Annotated in this window: 17 protein-coding genes; 4 read left to right on the plus strand and 13 right to left on the minus strand. The window is 35.9% G+C overall.

Features of this window, described 5'->3' with window-relative positions:
- Positions 1-273: 273 nt before the first annotated feature.
- The 5 genes from pheT to CD118_RS06380 all read right to left on the minus strand — a co-directional run bounded on the left by pheT (position 274) and on the right by CD118_RS06380 (position 5,855).
- Complete coding sequence (pheT, locus tag CD118_RS06360) at positions 274-2,679, minus strand: phenylalanine--tRNA ligase subunit beta (protein ID WP_060830076.1); 2,406 nt, start codon at positions 2,677-2,679, stop codon at positions 274-276.
- Positions 2,666-3,736 (minus strand): phenylalanine--tRNA ligase subunit alpha, encoded by a 1,071-nt coding sequence (pheS, locus tag CD118_RS06365; RefSeq protein ID WP_060830077.1) that lies wholly within the window; start codon positions 3,734-3,736, stop codon positions 2,666-2,668. Before pheS ends, pheT begins: the two co-directional genes overlap by 14 nt.
- 460 nt (positions 3,737-4,196) lie before the next feature.
- Positions 4,197-4,943 (minus strand): TrmH family RNA methyltransferase, encoded by a 747-nt coding sequence (locus CD118_RS06370; protein WP_103356417.1) that lies wholly within the window; start codon positions 4,941-4,943, stop codon positions 4,197-4,199.
- 151 nt (positions 4,944-5,094) lie between these two features.
- Positions 5,095-5,268 (minus strand): 50S ribosomal protein L32, encoded by a 174-nt coding sequence (gene rpmF, locus CD118_RS06375; RefSeq protein ID WP_016424794.1) that lies wholly within the window; start codon positions 5,266-5,268, stop codon positions 5,095-5,097.
- 47 nt (positions 5,269-5,315) lie between these two features.
- The gene (locus CD118_RS06380; protein ID WP_016424793.1) at positions 5,316-5,855 is read right to left on the minus strand and encodes a YceD family protein; all 540 of its coding nucleotides are present in this window, start codon (positions 5,853-5,855) and stop codon (positions 5,316-5,318) included.
- Between the two features lie 126 nt (positions 5,856-5,981).
- Here CD118_RS06380 and CD118_RS06385 point away from each other — a divergent pair, with 126 nt between their 5' ends.
- Positions 5,982-7,115 (plus strand): nucleotidyltransferase, encoded by a 1,134-nt coding sequence (locus CD118_RS06385; RefSeq protein ID WP_103356418.1) that lies wholly within the window; start codon positions 5,982-5,984, stop codon positions 7,113-7,115.
- Positions 7,116-7,426: 311 nt separating this feature from the next.
- Here the strand turns inward: CD118_RS06385 and coaD are convergent, their stop codons facing one another.
- Positions 7,427-7,912, minus strand: coding sequence for a pantetheine-phosphate adenylyltransferase (gene coaD / locus CD118_RS06390; RefSeq protein WP_050345795.1), 486 nt, complete (start codon positions 7,910-7,912; stop codon positions 7,427-7,429).
- A complete protein-coding gene (gene rsmD, locus CD118_RS06395) occupies positions 7,905-8,459 on the minus strand; it encodes a 16S rRNA (guanine(966)-N(2))-methyltransferase RsmD (protein ID WP_050331330.1) in 555 nt (184 codons plus the stop codon). The genes coaD and rsmD overlap by 8 nt, the downstream gene beginning before the upstream one ends.
- Positions 8,460-8,522: 63 nt before the next feature.
- On the opposite strand from rsmD, the gene CD118_RS06400 reads away from it, so the two are divergent.
- Positions 8,523-8,912 carry a DUF7147 family protein gene (locus tag CD118_RS06400; protein WP_050345796.1) on the plus strand — a complete coding sequence of 130 codons (390 nt, stop codon included), beginning with the start codon at positions 8,523-8,525 and terminating at the stop codon, positions 8,910-8,912.
- Positions 8,913-8,914: 2 nt separating this feature from the next.
- Here CD118_RS06400 and CD118_RS06405 read toward each other — a convergent pair whose 3' ends face one another.
- Entirely contained in the window at positions 8,915-9,160 is a 246-nt protein-coding gene (locus tag CD118_RS06405; protein WP_016424788.1) for a YlbG family protein, read from the minus strand.
- 96 nt (positions 9,161-9,256) lie between these two features.
- On the opposite strand from CD118_RS06405, the gene CD118_RS06410 reads away from it, so the two are divergent.
- Positions 9,257-10,210 carry a lysophosphatidylglycerol phospholipase D gene (locus CD118_RS06410; RefSeq protein WP_060830079.1) on the plus strand — a complete coding sequence of 318 codons (954 nt, stop codon included), beginning with the start codon at positions 9,257-9,259 and terminating at the stop codon, positions 10,208-10,210.
- 105 nt (positions 10,211-10,315) lie between these two features.
- Here the strand turns inward: CD118_RS06410 and CD118_RS06415 are convergent, their stop codons facing one another.
- The 4 genes from CD118_RS06415 to cyoE all read right to left on the minus strand — a co-directional run bounded on the left by CD118_RS06415 (position 10,316) and on the right by cyoE (position 13,748).
- The gene (locus CD118_RS06415) at positions 10,316-10,759 is read right to left on the minus strand and encodes a YlbF/YmcA family competence regulator (RefSeq protein WP_050331333.1); all 444 of its coding nucleotides are present in this window, start codon (positions 10,757-10,759) and stop codon (positions 10,316-10,318) included.
- Entirely contained in the window at positions 10,749-11,819 is a 1,071-nt protein-coding gene (locus tag CD118_RS06420) for a CAP domain-containing protein (protein WP_103356420.1), read from the minus strand. The genes CD118_RS06415 and CD118_RS06420 overlap by 11 nt, the downstream gene beginning before the upstream one ends.
- Before the next feature lie 528 nt (positions 11,820-12,347).
- Positions 12,348-12,809, minus strand: coding sequence for a DUF420 domain-containing protein (locus tag CD118_RS06425; protein ID WP_060830081.1), 462 nt, complete (start codon positions 12,807-12,809; stop codon positions 12,348-12,350).
- Between the two features lie 27 nt (positions 12,810-12,836).
- Positions 12,837-13,748, minus strand: a complete 912-nt coding sequence (cyoE, locus tag CD118_RS06430) for a heme o synthase (RefSeq protein ID WP_060830082.1) — start codon at positions 13,746-13,748, stop codon at positions 12,837-12,839.
- A gap of 216 nt (positions 13,749-13,964) precedes the next feature.
- Between cyoE and CD118_RS06435 the strand changes: the two genes are divergently transcribed.
- On the plus strand, positions 13,965-14,873 hold the full coding sequence (locus CD118_RS06435) for a COX15/CtaA family protein (protein WP_050345800.1): 909 nt from the start codon (positions 13,965-13,967) through the stop codon (positions 14,871-14,873).
- 104 nt (positions 14,874-14,977) lie between these two features.
- Here the strand turns inward: CD118_RS06435 and CD118_RS06440 are convergent, their stop codons facing one another.
- Positions 14,978-18,427 (minus strand): pyruvate carboxylase, encoded by a 3,450-nt coding sequence (locus CD118_RS06440; RefSeq protein ID WP_060830083.1) that lies wholly within the window; start codon positions 18,425-18,427, stop codon positions 14,978-14,980.
- Between the last annotated feature and the right edge of the window lie 124 nt (positions 18,428-18,551).

Here is an 18,551-nt window from a genome sequence, read left to right on the forward strand (position 1 = left end):
TATCACCTATGTTATTCAGTGCAATATATCCTAAAGAAGCATTGTTATTCTAAAATTAATAATATACTTAAAATTCTGAAAAGTAAATAAAGGTTTATACTCATTGTTTTTAAGCTTATTTACTAGCAAGCTAATCGTTAAAAATATACAACCTTTTAAAATGCATAATTCTCATAAAAAATGGACTGGTAAAACGAGGAACGTTTGTTTACCAGTCCAAATTTATAATAAAGGGATAACTTCAAAACTATTACAAATAGATTTAATTTTCTATTAAGCTCTTAAAGTCGCGCCTTCAGCTTCTAAAGCAGAAAGAATCTGTTCGTGAACTTTTGCGACTTGTTCTTCAGTTAGCGTATTTGTTTCATCTAAATATTCAAGTCGAATCGCAATGGATTTTTGACCTTCTTCCATGTGTTCTCCTTCATAGACATCAAACACAGAAGCATCTTTCAAAATTTCTCCGCCATTTTCACGAATCCTTTGTATTAAGTTAGCAGCTCTTACTTCTGACTTCACAACTAATGCAATATCTCTTGTTACACCTGGGAATTTAGGAATAGGTTGATAATTGATATATCCCACAGATTGTTGCATGATTTTTTCATAATTCAATTCAAAAACGTAAGTACGTGATAGGTCATAAGATTTTGCTACTGTTGGATGAAGCTCACCGATAAAACCAGTCGCTTCTCCATTTAAAATTACAGCTGCAGTGCGACCAGGATGTAGCCCGTCGATTTGTGCTGTTTCATATTCAAAGTCCAATGCTAATTTATCAGCTACACGATCAACAACACCTTTTAACAGATAGAAATCAACTATTTCTTTTTTACCTTGCCAAGGATTAGAGACATATTCTCCAGTCATGATACCACTTAAGTATTCCACTTGGTCTGGTAACGTGCCTTCCCCGTTACCAAAAAAGACATTACCCAATTCATATAAAGCAATATTATGATTTTTACGTGCTACGTTATATTGTGTTGCATCTATTAAATGTGGGATAAGGCTTTGGCGTAATGTTGAATGTGCTTCACTCATTGGCATTAATAATGAAATCGTTTCTCGATCTACTGTTGTAAATGCAGAGGCACGTTCTTGATCAACTAAAGAATAAGTAATCGCTTGAGATAAGCCTGCACCTTCTAATGCATTTTTAACCACACGTGTTTTACGTTGACGATCAGTAAGTGCGCCACTTGTTACATGCTCAAATACTGGTAGACTTGATGGAATGTTGTCATAACCGTATATTCTTGCGATTTCTTCAATTAAATCAGCTTGTATTGTAATATCACGACGACGTGATGGCACTTTAACAGTGATTTCTGAACCATCTACTTCAGTTTCAAAGCCTAGTTGATTAAAGACACGGATAATGTCTGCCTCTGTAAGATTAAAACCGACTGTTCGATTTACTTTATCAGTAGTAATCTTAATTTCTGTAGTCAACGTGCCCAAATCTCCATCTGAAACGCGACCACTTAAAACTTGTCCACTCGCAAGTGTTTCTAGTAAATAACACGCACGATCGACCGCTTCATCTAAGAATTCTGTTGCCAGTCCTTTTTCAAAACGGCTAGAAGATTCGCTTCTTAAATTTAAACGGCGTGAAGTATGACGAATCGATACTGAATCGAAAATGGCACCTTCGACCACCACGTTTTGTGTTTGTGGGGTAACTTCAGAAAAATCTCCACCCATAACACCACCAAGCGCAATCGGTTGTTTGCCATTTGTGATAACAATGTCTGTATCCACTAATTTTCTTTCTTGATCATCTAAAGTCGTCATCAACTCATTTTCATGTGCTTGTCTAACTACAATTTCATTTGAACCGATTTGATCTTTATCAAACATATGTAGTGGTTGACCGTACTCCAACATGACATAGTTAGAAATATCTACAACATTGTTAAATGGGCGAATACCTGCTTTCATTAAACGTGCTTGCATCCATTCTGGTGAAGGCTCAATTTTTACATTTTTTACAACGCGCGCACTATAATAAGGTACTTTTGAGGCATTTTCTACTTTGACTGATATTGCATCAGCTGCGTTTTCTTCTAATTCAGTCGCTGTTGTTTCAGGTCTTGCTACTTTTTTACCATAAAGCGCCGCTGTTTCATAGGCTGTTCCAATCATACTTAATGCATCTGCACGGTTTGGCGTTAAATCGAATTCCATAGATTGGTCATTGAGATAGAGTGCTTCAAGTGCGTCTGTTCCTGGTGTAATTTTAGATGAAAATTGATAGATTCCGTTTTCAAAAGCTTTTGGCACAACACTACTTGATAAGCCTATTTCTTGTAATGAACAGATCATACCATGAGAGACTTCTCCACGTAATTTTGCCTTTTTAATTTTTATGCCACCCGGTAATCTAGCGCCAACTTTTGCGACAATGACAGTTTGACCTTCACCAATATTCGGAGCCCCACAGACAATTTGTACAGGTGCTTCTTCACCAATATCAACTTGGCAAATATTTAATTTAGCTGCATCTGGATGTGCTACCACTGATTCAACATAACCTACAACTAAATTTTTAATATCTTTTGTAAAATCATGAATATCATCTACTTCAATACCTGTACGTGTAATACGTTCTGCTAAATCTTCGACAGCAACATCAATTTCAACATATTCTTCTAGCCATTCTTTAGATACTAACATCTTGGTCACCTCTATCTTCTACTGCTTTAAATTGATTTAAGAAACGTACATCATTTGTATAGAAATGGCGAATGTCTTCTATACCGTATTTGAGCATTGCAATTCGGTCAGGCCCCATACCAAAAGCAAATCCAGAGTATTTAGTTGAATCAAAGCCTGCCATTTCTAGCACGTTTGGATGCACCATGCCTGCACCTAAAATCTCTATCCAGCCTGTGTGTTTACATACATTACAACCTTTTCCTTTACATTTAAAACAAGACACGTCAACTTCTACTGATGGTTCAGTGAACGGGAAATAACTTGGACGTAAGCGAATTTCACGATCGGCACCGAACAGTGATTTTGCTAATAACTCCAACGTTCCTTTTAAGTCACTCATTTTAATGTTTTCATCTACAACAAGACCTTCAATTTGTGTGAATTGATGACTATGTGTTGCATCATCTGAATCGCGTCGATAAACTTTACCTGGACAAATAATTTTAACAGGACCTTGCCCCTGTCTTTTTTCCATAGTCCGTGCTTGTACAGGTGATGTGTGTGTACGAAGTAATATTTCTTCTGTGATATAAAAGCTATCTTGCATATCTCTAGCTGGATGTGACTTCGGTAAGTTTAATGCTTCAAAATTATAGTAATCCTGTTCTACTTCATAACCTGTAACAATTTCATAACCTAATCCTAAAAATAAATCTTCAATTTCTTCTATAGTCCGCGTTAACGGATGTTGTGCACCGTTCGCAACTTTTCTACCTGGAAGTGTCACATCAATTGACTCTTCTGCAAGCTGTTGATTTAATTTAGCTTCAGCTAAAACCGTTTGACGTGCTTCAATATCACTTTCGATCGCTTGTCTAACGACATTCACTTGTTGACCGTAAGCTGGTTTTTCTTCTTTAGGCAAGTCTTTCATATGTTTCATAAGTCCAGTGACTAGACCCTTTTTACCTAGATATTTAACCTTAACATCTTGCAATGCTTTTTCATCTTCTGCTTGTTGAATGTCTTCAATCGCCTGATGTTTGATTTTCGTCATTTCATCATTTTGCACCATTATTGTTCCTCCTTTAATTAAACCAACACTTGCCTCGTCATCAAAAAAGTAAAAAGTTAATTTTTTACCTTCCCCACTTTATCATTTTAGATTTTTCGTTGACTAAGCGGCAATTTTGTCCTAGCCTATACTTCTTTTCCATTCATTTAATGAAAATAAAAAAGATTCCACCCCAATAGAAATGGGACGAAATCTTTCCGTGGTACCACCCAGTTTTATGTAAAATAAATACATACACTCTGATTTGATGTTGATAACGGATATCACTCCGACTTAAATCTCTTTAAGTAGCTAAAAAGGTGAAAAAAACTATGTAAGTTGAGTATCACTTTCAGTTAATGTCATACTTCCCTAGGCAACTTCTTTAATAGTTTACGTCTTTTTGTTCGCAATTGTTGAATTGTTAATACGTTTATTATATACATGCAGTTAGAAAGGGTCAACCCAGATTCGTTCTCTTTTATCCTTTCAAATAAAACATTAAAACCCCTGCAGCGACTGCTACATTTAAACTTTCAGCTTGTCCATAAATTGGGATGGTTAAATTTTGAGTCGTGTGTTGCAATAATTCAGGTGCAACCCCTTGTCCTTCGTTTCCAACAATTAATCCGAAGCGAGATTGGCGCGTAGCCACTTGATGATAAACTGTTGCTTCTTCAAGTGCCGTTCCATATATCGGGCCATCGAAGTGAGTGATAAAATCTAAAACATTATCGACAACTTGGATAGGAATATGAAAAACACTTCCTTGACTCGCACGCAAAACCTTATCTTGATAAACATCTGCAGTCCCTTTAGTGAGTATCACTAAATCTAAGCCTGCAGCATCCGCTGTTCGAATAAGCGTCCCTAAATTCCCTGGATCTTGGATACGATCTAAAATAAGCACTTGCTGTGCTTGCTTGGTATTCACTTCAGACTTTTCTATTACCGCGAAAACACCCTGTGGGGTCATCGTACCCGACAAACTCTCAGCAACTTTTTGAGTGATTTCATACGTTTCTTCAGTATGTTGAATCATCTCTTGGTCGACCCGTTGTGGTTCAATCATAAATAATTGCCTGATTTTAATGCCACTTTGATAAGCGGCCTCAATTAAATGTGGTCCTTCTATAATCGCTAAACCTTGTTTATCCCGCTCTCTCTTCTTTTTTAACTTATTAAAATTTTTGATTTTTGCATTTTGTATAGATGTGATTTGTTCCATAATAACCTCTTTTCACTTCCGCCTATGCTGTATATGTGGCAACTGTCTCAATTTTGGTTAAAGTATATTATAATATCCAGAAAAATAAGGCTGGAACAGCAATAGTTCCAGCCTTATTTTAACTTAATATTATTAAACTGTAAAAAGTCTATTATTTAGAAACGACTTCTTCACCTTTGTATGACCCACAGCTTGGGCATACACGGTGAGCTAATTTAAATTCACCACAGTTTCCGCACTCTTGAAAACCAGGTACTGCTAATTTAATGTGAGTACGACGTTTGTTTTTTCTTGTTTTAGAAGTTCTTCTTTTTGGTACTGCCATGATTAATCCTCCCTTTTATTCGATTAGACGCATGTATTTCAAAAAGCTTAGCGTGCATGGTTACGATCATCGTATAATTGTTGTAATTTCTGAAGCCTTGGATCGACATTTACTTTTGATTCATCATGAGATGGGTCATTATGCAAATCATCTTCGTCAATAACTTCCCAACCTTGACCACCAGTCAGCATGTCTTCGCTATCATCAGCAACAACGCGCATTGGCTTTTCAAGCATTACGATTTCCTCGGCGATATCTCGGAGGTTAATCATGCCATCCGTTGCAAGATGATAATGCTCATCGTCCTCATCTTCATACAAACCATCTAAGTCAAACACTTCTGTTGTTGATGCATCTAATGGAACATCCACAGGGACTAATGTTCGCGCGCATGCCATAGTATAATTCCCAGTTAAATGCATTTGAGCAACTACTTCGTTGGATTTAACGGTAAGCTCCCCTTCTATTTGAATAGGAGATAAGTCCAAAATATCTAATTTTTGAACAAGATCGTTAAATGTCACGGTTTGACTAAATTTAAAAGGTTGTCCTTGGTATTTTCTTAATTGTGTTATTGACCATTTCATATGGCTTCACCTCTAACAAGCACAAAATTTATTTTAACTTTTGAATCTTAAGTTGTCAAGATTTTTTCTTAACATCTTATGTTCTGATACAATATTTATAATGAAACACGAAAGGACAGAATGCAAATGAAAAGCGTCGCCATGATTACAGAATATAATCCATTCCACAACGGGCATCTCTACCATGCAACTCAAAGTCAACGAGAGGCTAATGCTGATGTCGCTATCGCTATTATGAGCGGTCAATTTATGATGCGTGGCATGCCTGCTATATTTAATAAATTTAAACGTGCACGAATGGCTACAGTGGCTTGTGATATTGTTGTAGAATTGCCTTTACTCGGATCACTTTCATCTAGCGATATTTTTGCTGAAATGGGAATCAAAGTGGCTTCGTATATGCAAGCAGATGTACTCAGCTTTGGTAGCGAAAGTGGTGATAGGATTCAGTTGAAACAAACTGCAGAGCAATTGCTTGAACTAGAAGAGACAGACGCTTTTAAACGTGAAGTTAAATCTGGTAAAAGCTATGCACGCATCGCAGGTGAAATTTTACATACCGACATTTTAGCAGAACCTAATAATGTACTTGCAATCGCTTACATTAAAAATATATTGCGCCATAATCCAAAACTTCAGCCGATGACTATAAGTCGAGCGCACACGCACCACCACGATGACCAATTTCAACATGACTCCCTAGCAAGTGGTACCGCCATTCGCAAAAGTTTATGCGGTAAAGATGATGTTTGGAAAACGATGGTTCCTAAACAAAATGTTCAACTCATGACGCAACCCTATTGCGACTCAGAACGGTTATTTCAATTGATTAAATTGTCAATATTACAACAATCTCCTTCAAGTTTAAAAAGTATTTATACGATGAGCGAAGGGTTTGAGAATAGATTACATAAAGTTATTACTAAAGTTTCAAACTATGATGAATTGATGACAGCACTAAAAACAAAACGCTATACTTATACACACATTCAACGCATTTTGATGAATATTTTACTTAACTTTCAATATAGCGATGTCAATAAGCAACTCCCCGGTGTGAGAATACTGGCAATGTCTCAAAAGGGCCAACAATATTTAAAACATTTAAAATCGATTGCACCCGAAAAACAATTCATTACTAATGTCAATCGTGAAAATGCTCCCCTTTTCAAACATGAAATTAAAGCAACAGAGATATACAATTTATTAACAGATGAAACCATAAATGATTTCAACACACCTGTTTATATCGCACAATAAAGTTTTACAGCTGCAAAGTGCAATAGAAACTCTTTTTTTACAAATAACTATCATAAATAATAAGAAAACGTTTTGAATAGCTAGCACCATCGGTTCACTCCAACTCAAAACGTTTTCCAGTTTGTTATTAAATTTGTTATTCAAGGTTGTACTGAGAAAATCATTTTTTCACCGTAAACATTGTAAGAACAGATGCTTACGTTGAACAGTACACCATTGAACGCAATTGACGTCATAGCGTTTTTAGCGCTTCATTTTCAATTAATTGTATATCTTTTAATAAATGCTCATGGTTCGACGTTGGTTTTTGTCTATTTTCCAAACTTTTTTAATAAAGCTGCTTCAACGTGTTTTGGCACAAACTCTGAAATATCAGCGTCGTATTGTGCCACTTCTTTCACGACACTCGAACTTATAAAAGAATAATCCATAGAACTCATCATATACAATGTTTCGACTTTATCATTGAGTTTCTTATTCATTGAGGTGATTCTTAGTTCATATTCAAAATCACTGACCGCACGTAATCCTCTAATAATTGTCGTCGCACCAATTTCATCACAAAAATCAACAAGCAAACCACTAAATGAATGCACGTATACATTTGAAAGATGTTCTACAGACTTCTCAATGAGAGAAACACGTTCCTCATTTGTAAATGTCCCTTTTTTACTACTATTACGCAACACACAAACGTGTAATTCATCAAAACGGCCAGCACTTCTTTCTATGATGTCTAAATGGCCTTTCGTAATGGGGTCAAAACTTCCAGGAATGACTGCTTTTGTATTAACCATGGTTATTTTCTCCTCTTTTCAAAACACAAGTATCTGTCAAACCATAATGATAACGTTTAACTTCTTCAAATAGTGACGTATCAATTGATTCACGGTGACTATATTCACAAACAATCATACCATTTTGCTTTAATAAATTAAATTTATGAATTTTTTGAAGTGCTTGATCAATAAGCCCCTTTTCATAAGGAGGATCTAAAAAAATCACATCAAATTGAATTTCTCTTTTAGACAAAGCTTTCAAAGCGCGTTCTGCACTATTTTTGTAAACTTCTGCCTGTTGTGTTAAACCTAATTTGTTCAAATTTTGATGTATAATCTTTACCGCTCGGATGTTTTGATCAACAAAAATAACTTGATCCATACCACGAGAAAGTGCTTCTATCCCTAAACTACCACTCCCCGCAAACAAATCTAAACCTAAGCCAGATACTGAGTGAAGACTATTAAATATTCCTTCTTTCACTTTATCCATCGTAGGCCGCGTATGACGCCCTTCCAATGTTTCTAAAGGCTTACTTTTATGTTTTCCTGCAATGACCCGCATTGATTCACACTTCCAATCTGATTTCATTTTTAATATACTTTGAATTATAAGGAGGATATCATCATGCAACAATCTTTTATCGTATTAGGACATGGTCTTACCGACCTTTATGAGTTTAAAACATTAATTCAATATAACTATAAGCGTATTAATCGTATTGTTTTCTTTCATACGCCTAAGTCAGAAAAACAATTAACATCTGTCGCTATGATTATGCAACCTACTGAGGGACGTAAATTTCAAGCAATATATATGATGTTAGATGCAGTACGTTATCCATACCCAGAGAGTAATAAAAAATATGAGCTGATACAATCATTTGCCAAACCCTATAATATTGAAATGGTAGGTATTGACGTGCATGCACCTGATGATTATCCTGAATTAGCATTATATTTTAATTATTTAAAAAGTGTGTTACGATTACAAAATTGGATTCCTCATTTAGAATGACATTATTCGTTCACTTCTTTTGAGTATTCTCTTTTTAAATATTTATAAGGCGAGCCAACAACTCGAGTCACATATTTTAGTTTCATTAATTTTGTCACAACTTCATCTACACGATCTTGGCTGACATACATAGAAACGTATTGTTCTTGCGGATTACTATAAACGATATGGCCATATTTTCTAATATGACGTTCATGTTTCATATTTTTTAAATAAATAATAATCTTTTCACGTTGTATGATATTCATATTTTCACCTCAATCTTTACAATAGTATCGTACCATGAGACTGGTCATCCGAAAAGGCGCTTTAAAGAATCTATCATTCGATGGGAGGAATGTGGAATGACACAATCACGACGTTTGATTACTCGAACTCTATTAAGCATCACCTCGCTCATAGGCGGTGCAGCTTTTATTAAACATTATAAAAAAGGATCGATGCATCGACAAATCCCTGAATTTTTCCAGCATCCTGCCCCCTATATATTTAGCCATCGTGGCGGTATGGCAGAACGCCCTGAATCAACTATCCTTGCTTTCGATCATTCAGTTGAAATGAATCTAACAGGATTTGAAACAGATATTCGCATAACTAAAGATGAAAAAGTGATTGTATTTCATGATGCTGACGTTAACCGTACAACAAACGGTTCAGGTTACGTCCGTGACCATACTTTGGATGAATTAAAATCGCTTGATGCAGGTTATCGTTTTAAAGATATGAATGGTAAAAAACCTTACCAAAATCATCCGGACGCAAAAATTATGACGATGGATGAACTCTTATCTCGCTATCCTGATCAATTAGTCAATATTGATATTAAAGATCAACCTCAAAGTTACGAAGGACAAATAGCTGCCCAACGTTTATATGAGGCAATCAAGCGGAATCACGCAGAAAAACGTGTCTTAGTAACTAGCTTTTATAAAGTACAAATCGAACGTTTTTACGCCATCAGCCGCGGTGAAATTGCACTTGGCGCAAGTCAAGCTGAGGTAACTGACGCAATTTTAAAATTATATTTAGGGCTACATGCATGGTATCGTGGACATGCACAAACGTTTCAAATGCCTACTTATTTTCATCGTATTCCACTCGTTCAGCCAAAATTGATCAACTGGCTCAACCAATCTCATATTATCCCTGGCTATTACGGGGTTAATAGTGTGGATGCAATGCATGACCTTGTAGAACAAGGTGTGCATACGATTGTCACTGATCGTCCTACGATTGGACGTCAGTTTCTCACTGCTTATCAATCCAATATCCAGAATTCATCGCACACATCATCCTAACGCAAAAAGCCAATTTAAACATTTAGAAAAACAAATTTCTTAACATGCTTAAATTGGCTTTTTGCTATTGCTCATTATTTGATGCACTTTTTACTTAACATCCACTTAAAGTTGTGGATGACATTGACAGCTTGCGCCTGTCGCACAACCGCCTGTAGTCAAAGCCTCAAATAGAGGTGTACCTGCATCAATCTTTACATTTTCTGAAACACTAGTTCCAATAATCGTTACGACTTCATCTAAGAGTTGCTGCAATTCTGTTTCACATCTTTTAAAATTAACAACATTTTCATGCATTTCATACGCTCTTTTGAGACGTCTTGTTTGTTTCATCACTTCTTGATAATCAGGATGATAGCGACCAAAACGTTGAACTTCATCATACTTCACTTTACTTTTTAAAAACTCTGCATAGAGGCTTTGCGCAACTTGATCGGATTCTAAAGATGATTTTGCCTTTTGGTAAGCATCGAAAGCTTCTGAAGCTTTAATTTTATCAGCCAATTCATCAGCTTGATCTAAAACTGCCATGAGCGCTTCATCGTACACTTTCTTCATCACCTTTCTCTAAAAATATTAATAAATAATATTGTTGTTCGACTTCGCCACCCATTTCTTGATATTTTTTACTTAACATCCGTGAGCGGTGAACATCTGAATTAATCCAACTATGAACGAGAGATGGAACATCATTGAAATTATAACCTACATTTTGCGATACGGATTGATAATGTAAATCTGTTTTGTTAACAAGGTCGTTTAAGTTACTTTCTGTAAATTCTGTATTAGCAAGATCTCCAGAATTAAATAAATCAACAGTTGCAACATCTTCTAAAGTCTGATTCACTTTTAATGGTTGACGCCCATTTAGTTTGCGAATTTCATTGGTTAGCTCATACAATGTCAATCGTTGGTTCACATTTTGATCTGAAGGCTTATCTTTTGCGTCCTCCTTATCCACTTCTTTAGAGCTACTATTGTTTTGGGCATAAGGATTGATATCTGCTAATGCTTCTTTGTCGAGATAACGAATACCGATAACTTTATTTCTTTGTTGATCAATAAAGACTTGCGCATAAATATTACCGAATTGGATAAGAGACTGCGTTTTAATGTCTTTATCAGATAATTCATAATGATAATTTTGATTTTTTACGGTAAATTCAGGCTCAGTGTTTATTGAATATGAATTAAATAGATTCGACGCTGTTTCATTGATTTTGATAGGACCTGTTTCATTTTGAGATTTCTCCCCCGTCACATAAACCGATTTCACTTTATTGTGTTTTGTTAAAAACAACATATAACGGTCGTTATCTTTAAAAACAAAACATTTATAATCTTTCTGATATGAATAGATGCGATCCGCGATACCGTATCGATCCATAACATGTTGAATCGGCTTACCCATTAAAGTTCCGACACCTCTCGTTAATTTTGGATTTTCACCTTCATTTTTTTTAATATGCGGCGTCTTTTCTTTCTTTGTCGTTGTAGATTGATTCGGATTTTCTAGAACATCAAATTCTAACTTTGGCGAATAAAAAAGATACACTAAAAACCCTACTAACAATAAAACTGCAACTACTTTTAAAACTTTACTTTTCATTGTATCCTCCCTTCACCTATGCTTGTCGTCTATATAACGAACTTTGTCATTTTGTATAATCTGTAATATTGGAAATACGTATTTTCAATGCTACAATTATTAATTTGAACTATTAGGATTCAAAACAAATATATTAATGAGTTAAAAACGCCAATATTAAATGTATGTCTGTCACTCTCATCAAGTCGCTAGAGTCGTAAACTTTAATTGATTAACAAATGACATTACTATCACAAAATGCATATTGTAAAATCGTCGTGCTTTTTATACCATCATTTCAATGCCTTAGTCGTTTAAAAGACAATCGTATTTATTTTAACAAAACAATACCCTTTGTGAGAAAAAATTAACCCCAAATCCATTCCATCATTTAACACGCGTGTCTCAAATTTCAAAAATGACTAAAACGCCATAGTCGAAAAATAAGCTAAAAAGAGCGGAACAGAAATCTAAAGTCACAAAGTAGATTTCGATGCTCCGCTCTTCTAAAATAATGCGATTGGTCTTAAAGAGGCTCAATCAAAATATTTAAAGCCCAAATGTTGCTTTAATTAGAGAAGTTGTTTCTCCACCAGGATAAAGAACATATAAAAGAACATAAACAGCTACACCTGTAATAGCGGTAAAAAACCAAACTACCGATGCAATAGGCCCCACTTTTCTATGTACATTGTATTTGTCTCTTAATCCCGTAATAATTTGTACTAAACCTAACACACCACCAACTGTGGCAAGTGTAATATGAAATATTAGAAAAATCGTGTAATAAACTTTGACGGAAGCAGGCCCACCAAAAGCAGTGTTACCGATAAATATCGTACGACTCGCATAAATTAGAAAGAACGTCACTGCAAACACTGCTGCCCATAGCATTGTTTTTTTATGCTGCTCGATGCGACGTTTCCATATCAAGCGCCAACCTATCGCAACTAATATGGCACTGATAACAATACACGTCGTACTTATTGTAGGTAAAATAGGTACATTCATGATATTCATTCCTCACTCGTAATCTTTTTAAATCATTTTAATTAAAGAGATAACGACAACAAGAGCAAAAAACAGAACGAGGTAATTTAAAGAATAGATAAACATCTTTGTTGCCCATTTTGTTTGATTCGTTGACGTTTTAAAACTTGTCAATCCTAATAATATCCACCCGATATTCAATAATGATGCTAAGACAATAAATACACTACCTAATTCGTGCATTAAGAACGGAAGTGGCAAGAGTAAAACCAACCACAAAAACATACCTAAACGTGTACGCTTAAATCCTTTAACAGACGGCAACATAGGAACTTGAGCCATCGCATATTCATCTTTACGCTTAATTGCGAGTGCATAAAAATGAATAGGTTGCCAACAAAATACAACTAAAAATAATGCCCATGCCATCAAGCTAAGTTCGCCGTTGATTGCAACCCATCCAATTAAAGGTGGTACCGCTCCAGGGAAACTGCCAATGACAGTATTCCATGTTGTATGACGTTTTGACCATATAGAATAAAATGACACATAGCCGACAATACCTGTTAAACCAATCACGCCAGCCGGCATATTAATCATAAACAATAAGATTTCACCAACAATCATCATTCCAAAACTTAATAGAAGTAACTGACGGTTTGAAATACGATCGTTAACGGTCGGTCTATTTTGTTTACTTGGCATCACTTGGTCGATATCTTGGTCATAATAATTGTTAAGTGCACATGCGCCTCCCATTACGAGTGTTGACCCCAACATCATAATAATAATTTGCGGAATAGAAGCTAAAAACGCATGATGAGACATCACAATCGCTAACCAAGCACCCGCAAATGAAGGAATTAAGTTGCCTTGAACAAGACCTAACTTAATAATTTGTTTCAGTTCCTTATAAGTGATGCGGCCGGAAGTGTGTGATATAACTTCTGACTTTGCCATCAATTCCCCCCCTTTTTTCAAATAACATATACACCAATGATATATGAAAGGCGTAAGAATGACCAGTTTAAATAAGAAAAATTTGTGACACTTTATCGACATTCTGAAAAACTTCACTCTAAAACCACATTTTTATGGAAGCTTTTTGATATAATGGCAGTAATGTAAATTAATAAAAATGATTTACTATTTTATGTAATAGTGGGGTGTTTGAGATTGTTTAATAAGCGAAACCTAAAGTGGCTAGCTGTCGTATCAACATTGATAATGACTTGGGTTCAACTTGGTGGTGCACTCGTTACAAAAACGGGCTCAGAAGATGGATGTGGATCTGACTGGCCACTATGCCATGGTGCTTTCTTGCCCCAAAATCTACCTATAGATACCATCATTGAATTGAGTCACAGAGCAGTATCTGGTTTATCAGTGATATTTGTAACATGGCTCGTCATTACCGCTTGGAAAAATATCGGTCATATTAAAGAGGTAAAACCTTTAAGTCTTATTAGTATCGGTTTCTTACTTATTCAAGCTTTGGTAGGGGCTGCTGCTGTCGTTTGGCAACAAAATGATTATGTTTTAGCACTACATTTTGGTATTTCGTTAATTAGTTTTTCATCAGTCTTTGTTTTAACATTAATTATTTTTGATTTAGACCAAAAATATGAAGCGAATAAGGTACATATTAAAAAACCACTTCAAGTATACACTTGGGTGATGACTATCATTATTTATTTAACCATTTATACAGGTGCACTTGTACGACACACGGATTCTAGTCTCGCATACGGTTCATGGCCTATACCATTTAATGACATTGTCCCACATGATGTACATGATTGGGTACAACTCGCTCATAGATTTATGGCACTGATTGCCTTTATCGCAGTCCTTGTTGCTTACATTCATGCGGTCAAATATTATCCGAATATCCGAACAATCCAATACGGGTACACTGCAAGTTTTATACTGATTATTTTACAAGTAACAACTGGGGCATTATCTATCGTTACAAACGTTAATTTAATCATTGCATTATTCCACGCCTTATTTATCACGTTGCTCTTTGGACTAATCAGTTATTTCCTTCTACTTATATTGCGGTCAAATCGCGGAGAACAATAGCACAATTTGCAACTAATCATTTTATTTAACATAAAAGCTAATTCCCTTTTTAAAAGTTGGGAATTAGCTTTTTTATTGTAGAAATCGCTACAACTCGAAATATTTTATGATTCTGCTTCTATCTCAATAAGTAAGTCTTGAGATTCAATACTGTCATTAGCTGAAACATGAACTTTTTTGATTGTTCCTTTAAAAGGTGCTTGTATAGTAGTTTCCATTTTCATAGCTTCACTAATAATCAATGACTGTCCTGCCTCAACTTGCTCACCTTCAGCTACTTTAACTTCTATAATTGTCCCCGGCATCTGTGCACCAATATGTGATGAATCTGTTTTATCCGCTTTCGGTTTCGCTAGATGAGAAGCTTGAATGTTTTCATCTTTCACTTGAATACGACGCGCTTGACCATTCATATCAAAGAAGACAGTTCGTACACCATTTTCATCAGGATTTGTAATTGTTTTAAGTTGGATAATTAAAATTTTACCTTTATCAATCTCAATTTCTATTTTTTCATTATCTCTCATGCCGAAGAAGAATGTTGGTGTATCTAAAATAGCAACATTACCAAACTGCTCATACGTTTTAACATATTGCTCGTACACTTTTGGATATAGCGCATAACTAATGAGATCTTGCTCTGTCACCTTTTCTTGTTGCTTTTCTTGCAATTCTTCACGGAGTGCATCAAAATCGATTGGCTCTAAATATTCACCAGAACGCTCAGTGAGTGGCGCTTGTCCTTTCAATATAACACGTTGCAAATCCTTATTGAAGCCATTAACAGGTTGCCCAATCTCACCTTTAAAAAATGACACAACAGATTCTGGAAAATCTAATTTATGCCCTTGAGAAACAACATCTTTTTCGTTCAACTCATTTTGAACCATATAAAGCGCCATGTCACCGACAACTTTTGAAGATGGCGTTACTTTAACAATATCACCAAATAAGAAATTCACGCGACGATACATGTCTTTCACTTCACTAAAACGTTCACCTAAACCTAAGCTTTTAGCTTGTTGACGAAGATTTGAATATTGGCCACCTGGCATTTCATGTTGATAAATTTCCGTATGTGGCGATTTCATATCACTTTCAAAATCACTATAGTATGGACGTACTGCATCCCAATAATGAGAAAGTGTTTCATGACCTTCGATGTCCATACGAATCTTACGCTCAAAACCACTCATTGCGTAGTAAATTGAGTTACTACTTGGTTGACTCGTCAAACCTGACATCGCAGCAACCGCAGTATCAATAATATCTACGCCAGCATCAATAGCTTGCTTGTATGTTAAAATGCCGTTTCCACTTGTATCATGTGTATGCAAATGAATAGGAAGATTAACTGCTGACTTCAGTTCACCAATTAATTCGTATGCAGCTCTCGGTTTTAATAAACCAGCCATATCTTTAATGGCTAACATATGGAAGCCTTCTCTTTCGAGTGTCTGTGCCATCTTCACATAATAATCTAACGTATAAACATTCGAACGTTTTGGGTTTAAAATATCGCCTGTATAACAGATCGTCCCTTCTGAAATTTTGCCTGCTTTTTGAACCGCTTCATTCGCAATTTTCATTTGCTCTACCCAGTTGAGTGAGTCAAATATTCTAAAGACATCAATACCCGCTGCAGCACTTTCATCAACAAACTTTTGAATGACATTGTCTGGATAATTTTTATATCCTACAGCATTTGACGCACGTAATAACATTTGAAATAGTACATTCGGTATCGCTTTTCTTAATTTATCTAAACGTTCCCACGGATTTTCTTTCAAAAAGTTATAGGCTACATCAAATGTAGCGCCGCCCCACATTTCAAGTGAAAAATTGTCTTTCATCACATTGGCTGTTTCAGGCGCAATTTTCAAAAGATCATGTGTCCGCACGCGTGTCGCTAATAAAGATTGGTGCGCATCTCTAAACGTCGTATCTGTTAATAGGACTTCATCCTGCGCTTTAACCCAATCCGCAACAGCTTGGGGACCTTTCTCATCTAACAACTGTTTCGTCCCTCTTAACTGGGCAATTGCTTTCATATCAAAAGTAGGAATATCAGGGTGTTCAAAATTTGGTTTTGGTCGTTTCTCTACATTCGGAAAACCATTTATTGTAACATTACCGATATATTCTAATGTTTTTGTACCTCTGTCACGCGAAGGTTGAATCACAAATAGCTCTGGTGAAGCTTCAAGAAACTTCGTTGTGTAATCGCCAGATGCAAATTGGGCATGATTAATGACGTTACGCAAAAATGGGATATTCGTTTTTACACCCCTAATACGCATTTCTTGTAATGAGCGCTCCATCTTTTCTCGTGCTTCCTTATAACTGATGGCGTGTGTTGATACTTTAACAAGCAATGAATCATAATAAGGTGAAATTTCTGCACCTTGGAATGCATCACCTGCATCTAAACGAACACCAAAACCACCACTTGAGCGATAAGCTACGATGCGACCCGTATCAGGCATAAAATCTTGAGTAGGATCTTCAGTCGTGATTCGACATTGTATTGCATAACCTAAAGTATGAATCTCATCTTGGCGGGGCATTGCAATCGCTTCATCATGTAGAGACTCACCGTCAGCAATCAAAATTTGTGTTTTAACAATATCAACACCTGTAATCATTTCAGTAATCGTATGCTCAACTTGAACGCGTGGGTTTACTTCTATAAAGTAAAAATCGTCACCAGAAACTAAAAATTCAACGGTTCCTGCGTTGACATATTTAATCTTTTTCATTAAATCGACTGCCGCATCACAAATACGCATTCTTAATGACGTCGATAAACTTACAGAAGGTGCCACCTCTACCACTTTTTGATGACGACGTTGGACTGAGCAGTCTCTTTCATATAAATGAATGATATTGCCTGCCTCATCACCAATGATTTGTACTTCAATGTGTTTTGGATTATCAATAAATTTTTCAATATAAACTTCACTATTACCAAATGACTTTTCTGCTTCGGACTTGGCACGTGTAAAGGCTTCTTCAAGTTCTGATGCTTCTTTTACAATTCTCATCCCTTTACCGCCACCACCGCTTGTCGCTTTAATCATTAACGGGAAGCCTGCTTCTTCCGCAAATGCTTTAGCTCGTTCAAAATTATCAACCGGGCCATCTGTTCCCGGTATCACGGGTAGCTCTGCTTTAATGGCTGTTTCACGGGCTTTGACTTTGTCACCAAACATATCTAAATGTTCGAGGTGCGGTCCAATGAAGATAATATCTTCTTCAGCACATCGTTTTGCAAAATGCATATTTTCACTTAGGAAGCCATAACCCGGATGAATAGCATCAACATCTGCATCTTTTGCCACTTTAATGATGCGTTCAATATTTAAATAACTTTCTGATGGCCCAAGATCTTCGCCAACTAAATACGATTCGTCTGCTTTGTATCTATGTAATGAACTCATGTCTTCTTTTGAATATATTGCAACCGTCTGAATGCCTAACTCTGTCGCCGCTCGGAAAATACGAATAGCAATTTCACCACGATTAGCTACTAATAGCTTATTGATGCGTTTCATTTTATAAGCCTCCTAAATAGTTCGAAAATTCGAAAAATACAATATTAATTATAACAAAAATAGCTCAGTATTTTAAAGTGTCAAGTTTAAAAATCATTTGTATTTTAAAATCAACTATCAAAAT

Source organism: Staphylococcus coagulans, from assembly GCF_002901995.1.
Classification (GTDB): Bacteria; Bacillota; Bacilli; order Staphylococcales; family Staphylococcaceae; genus Staphylococcus; species Staphylococcus coagulans.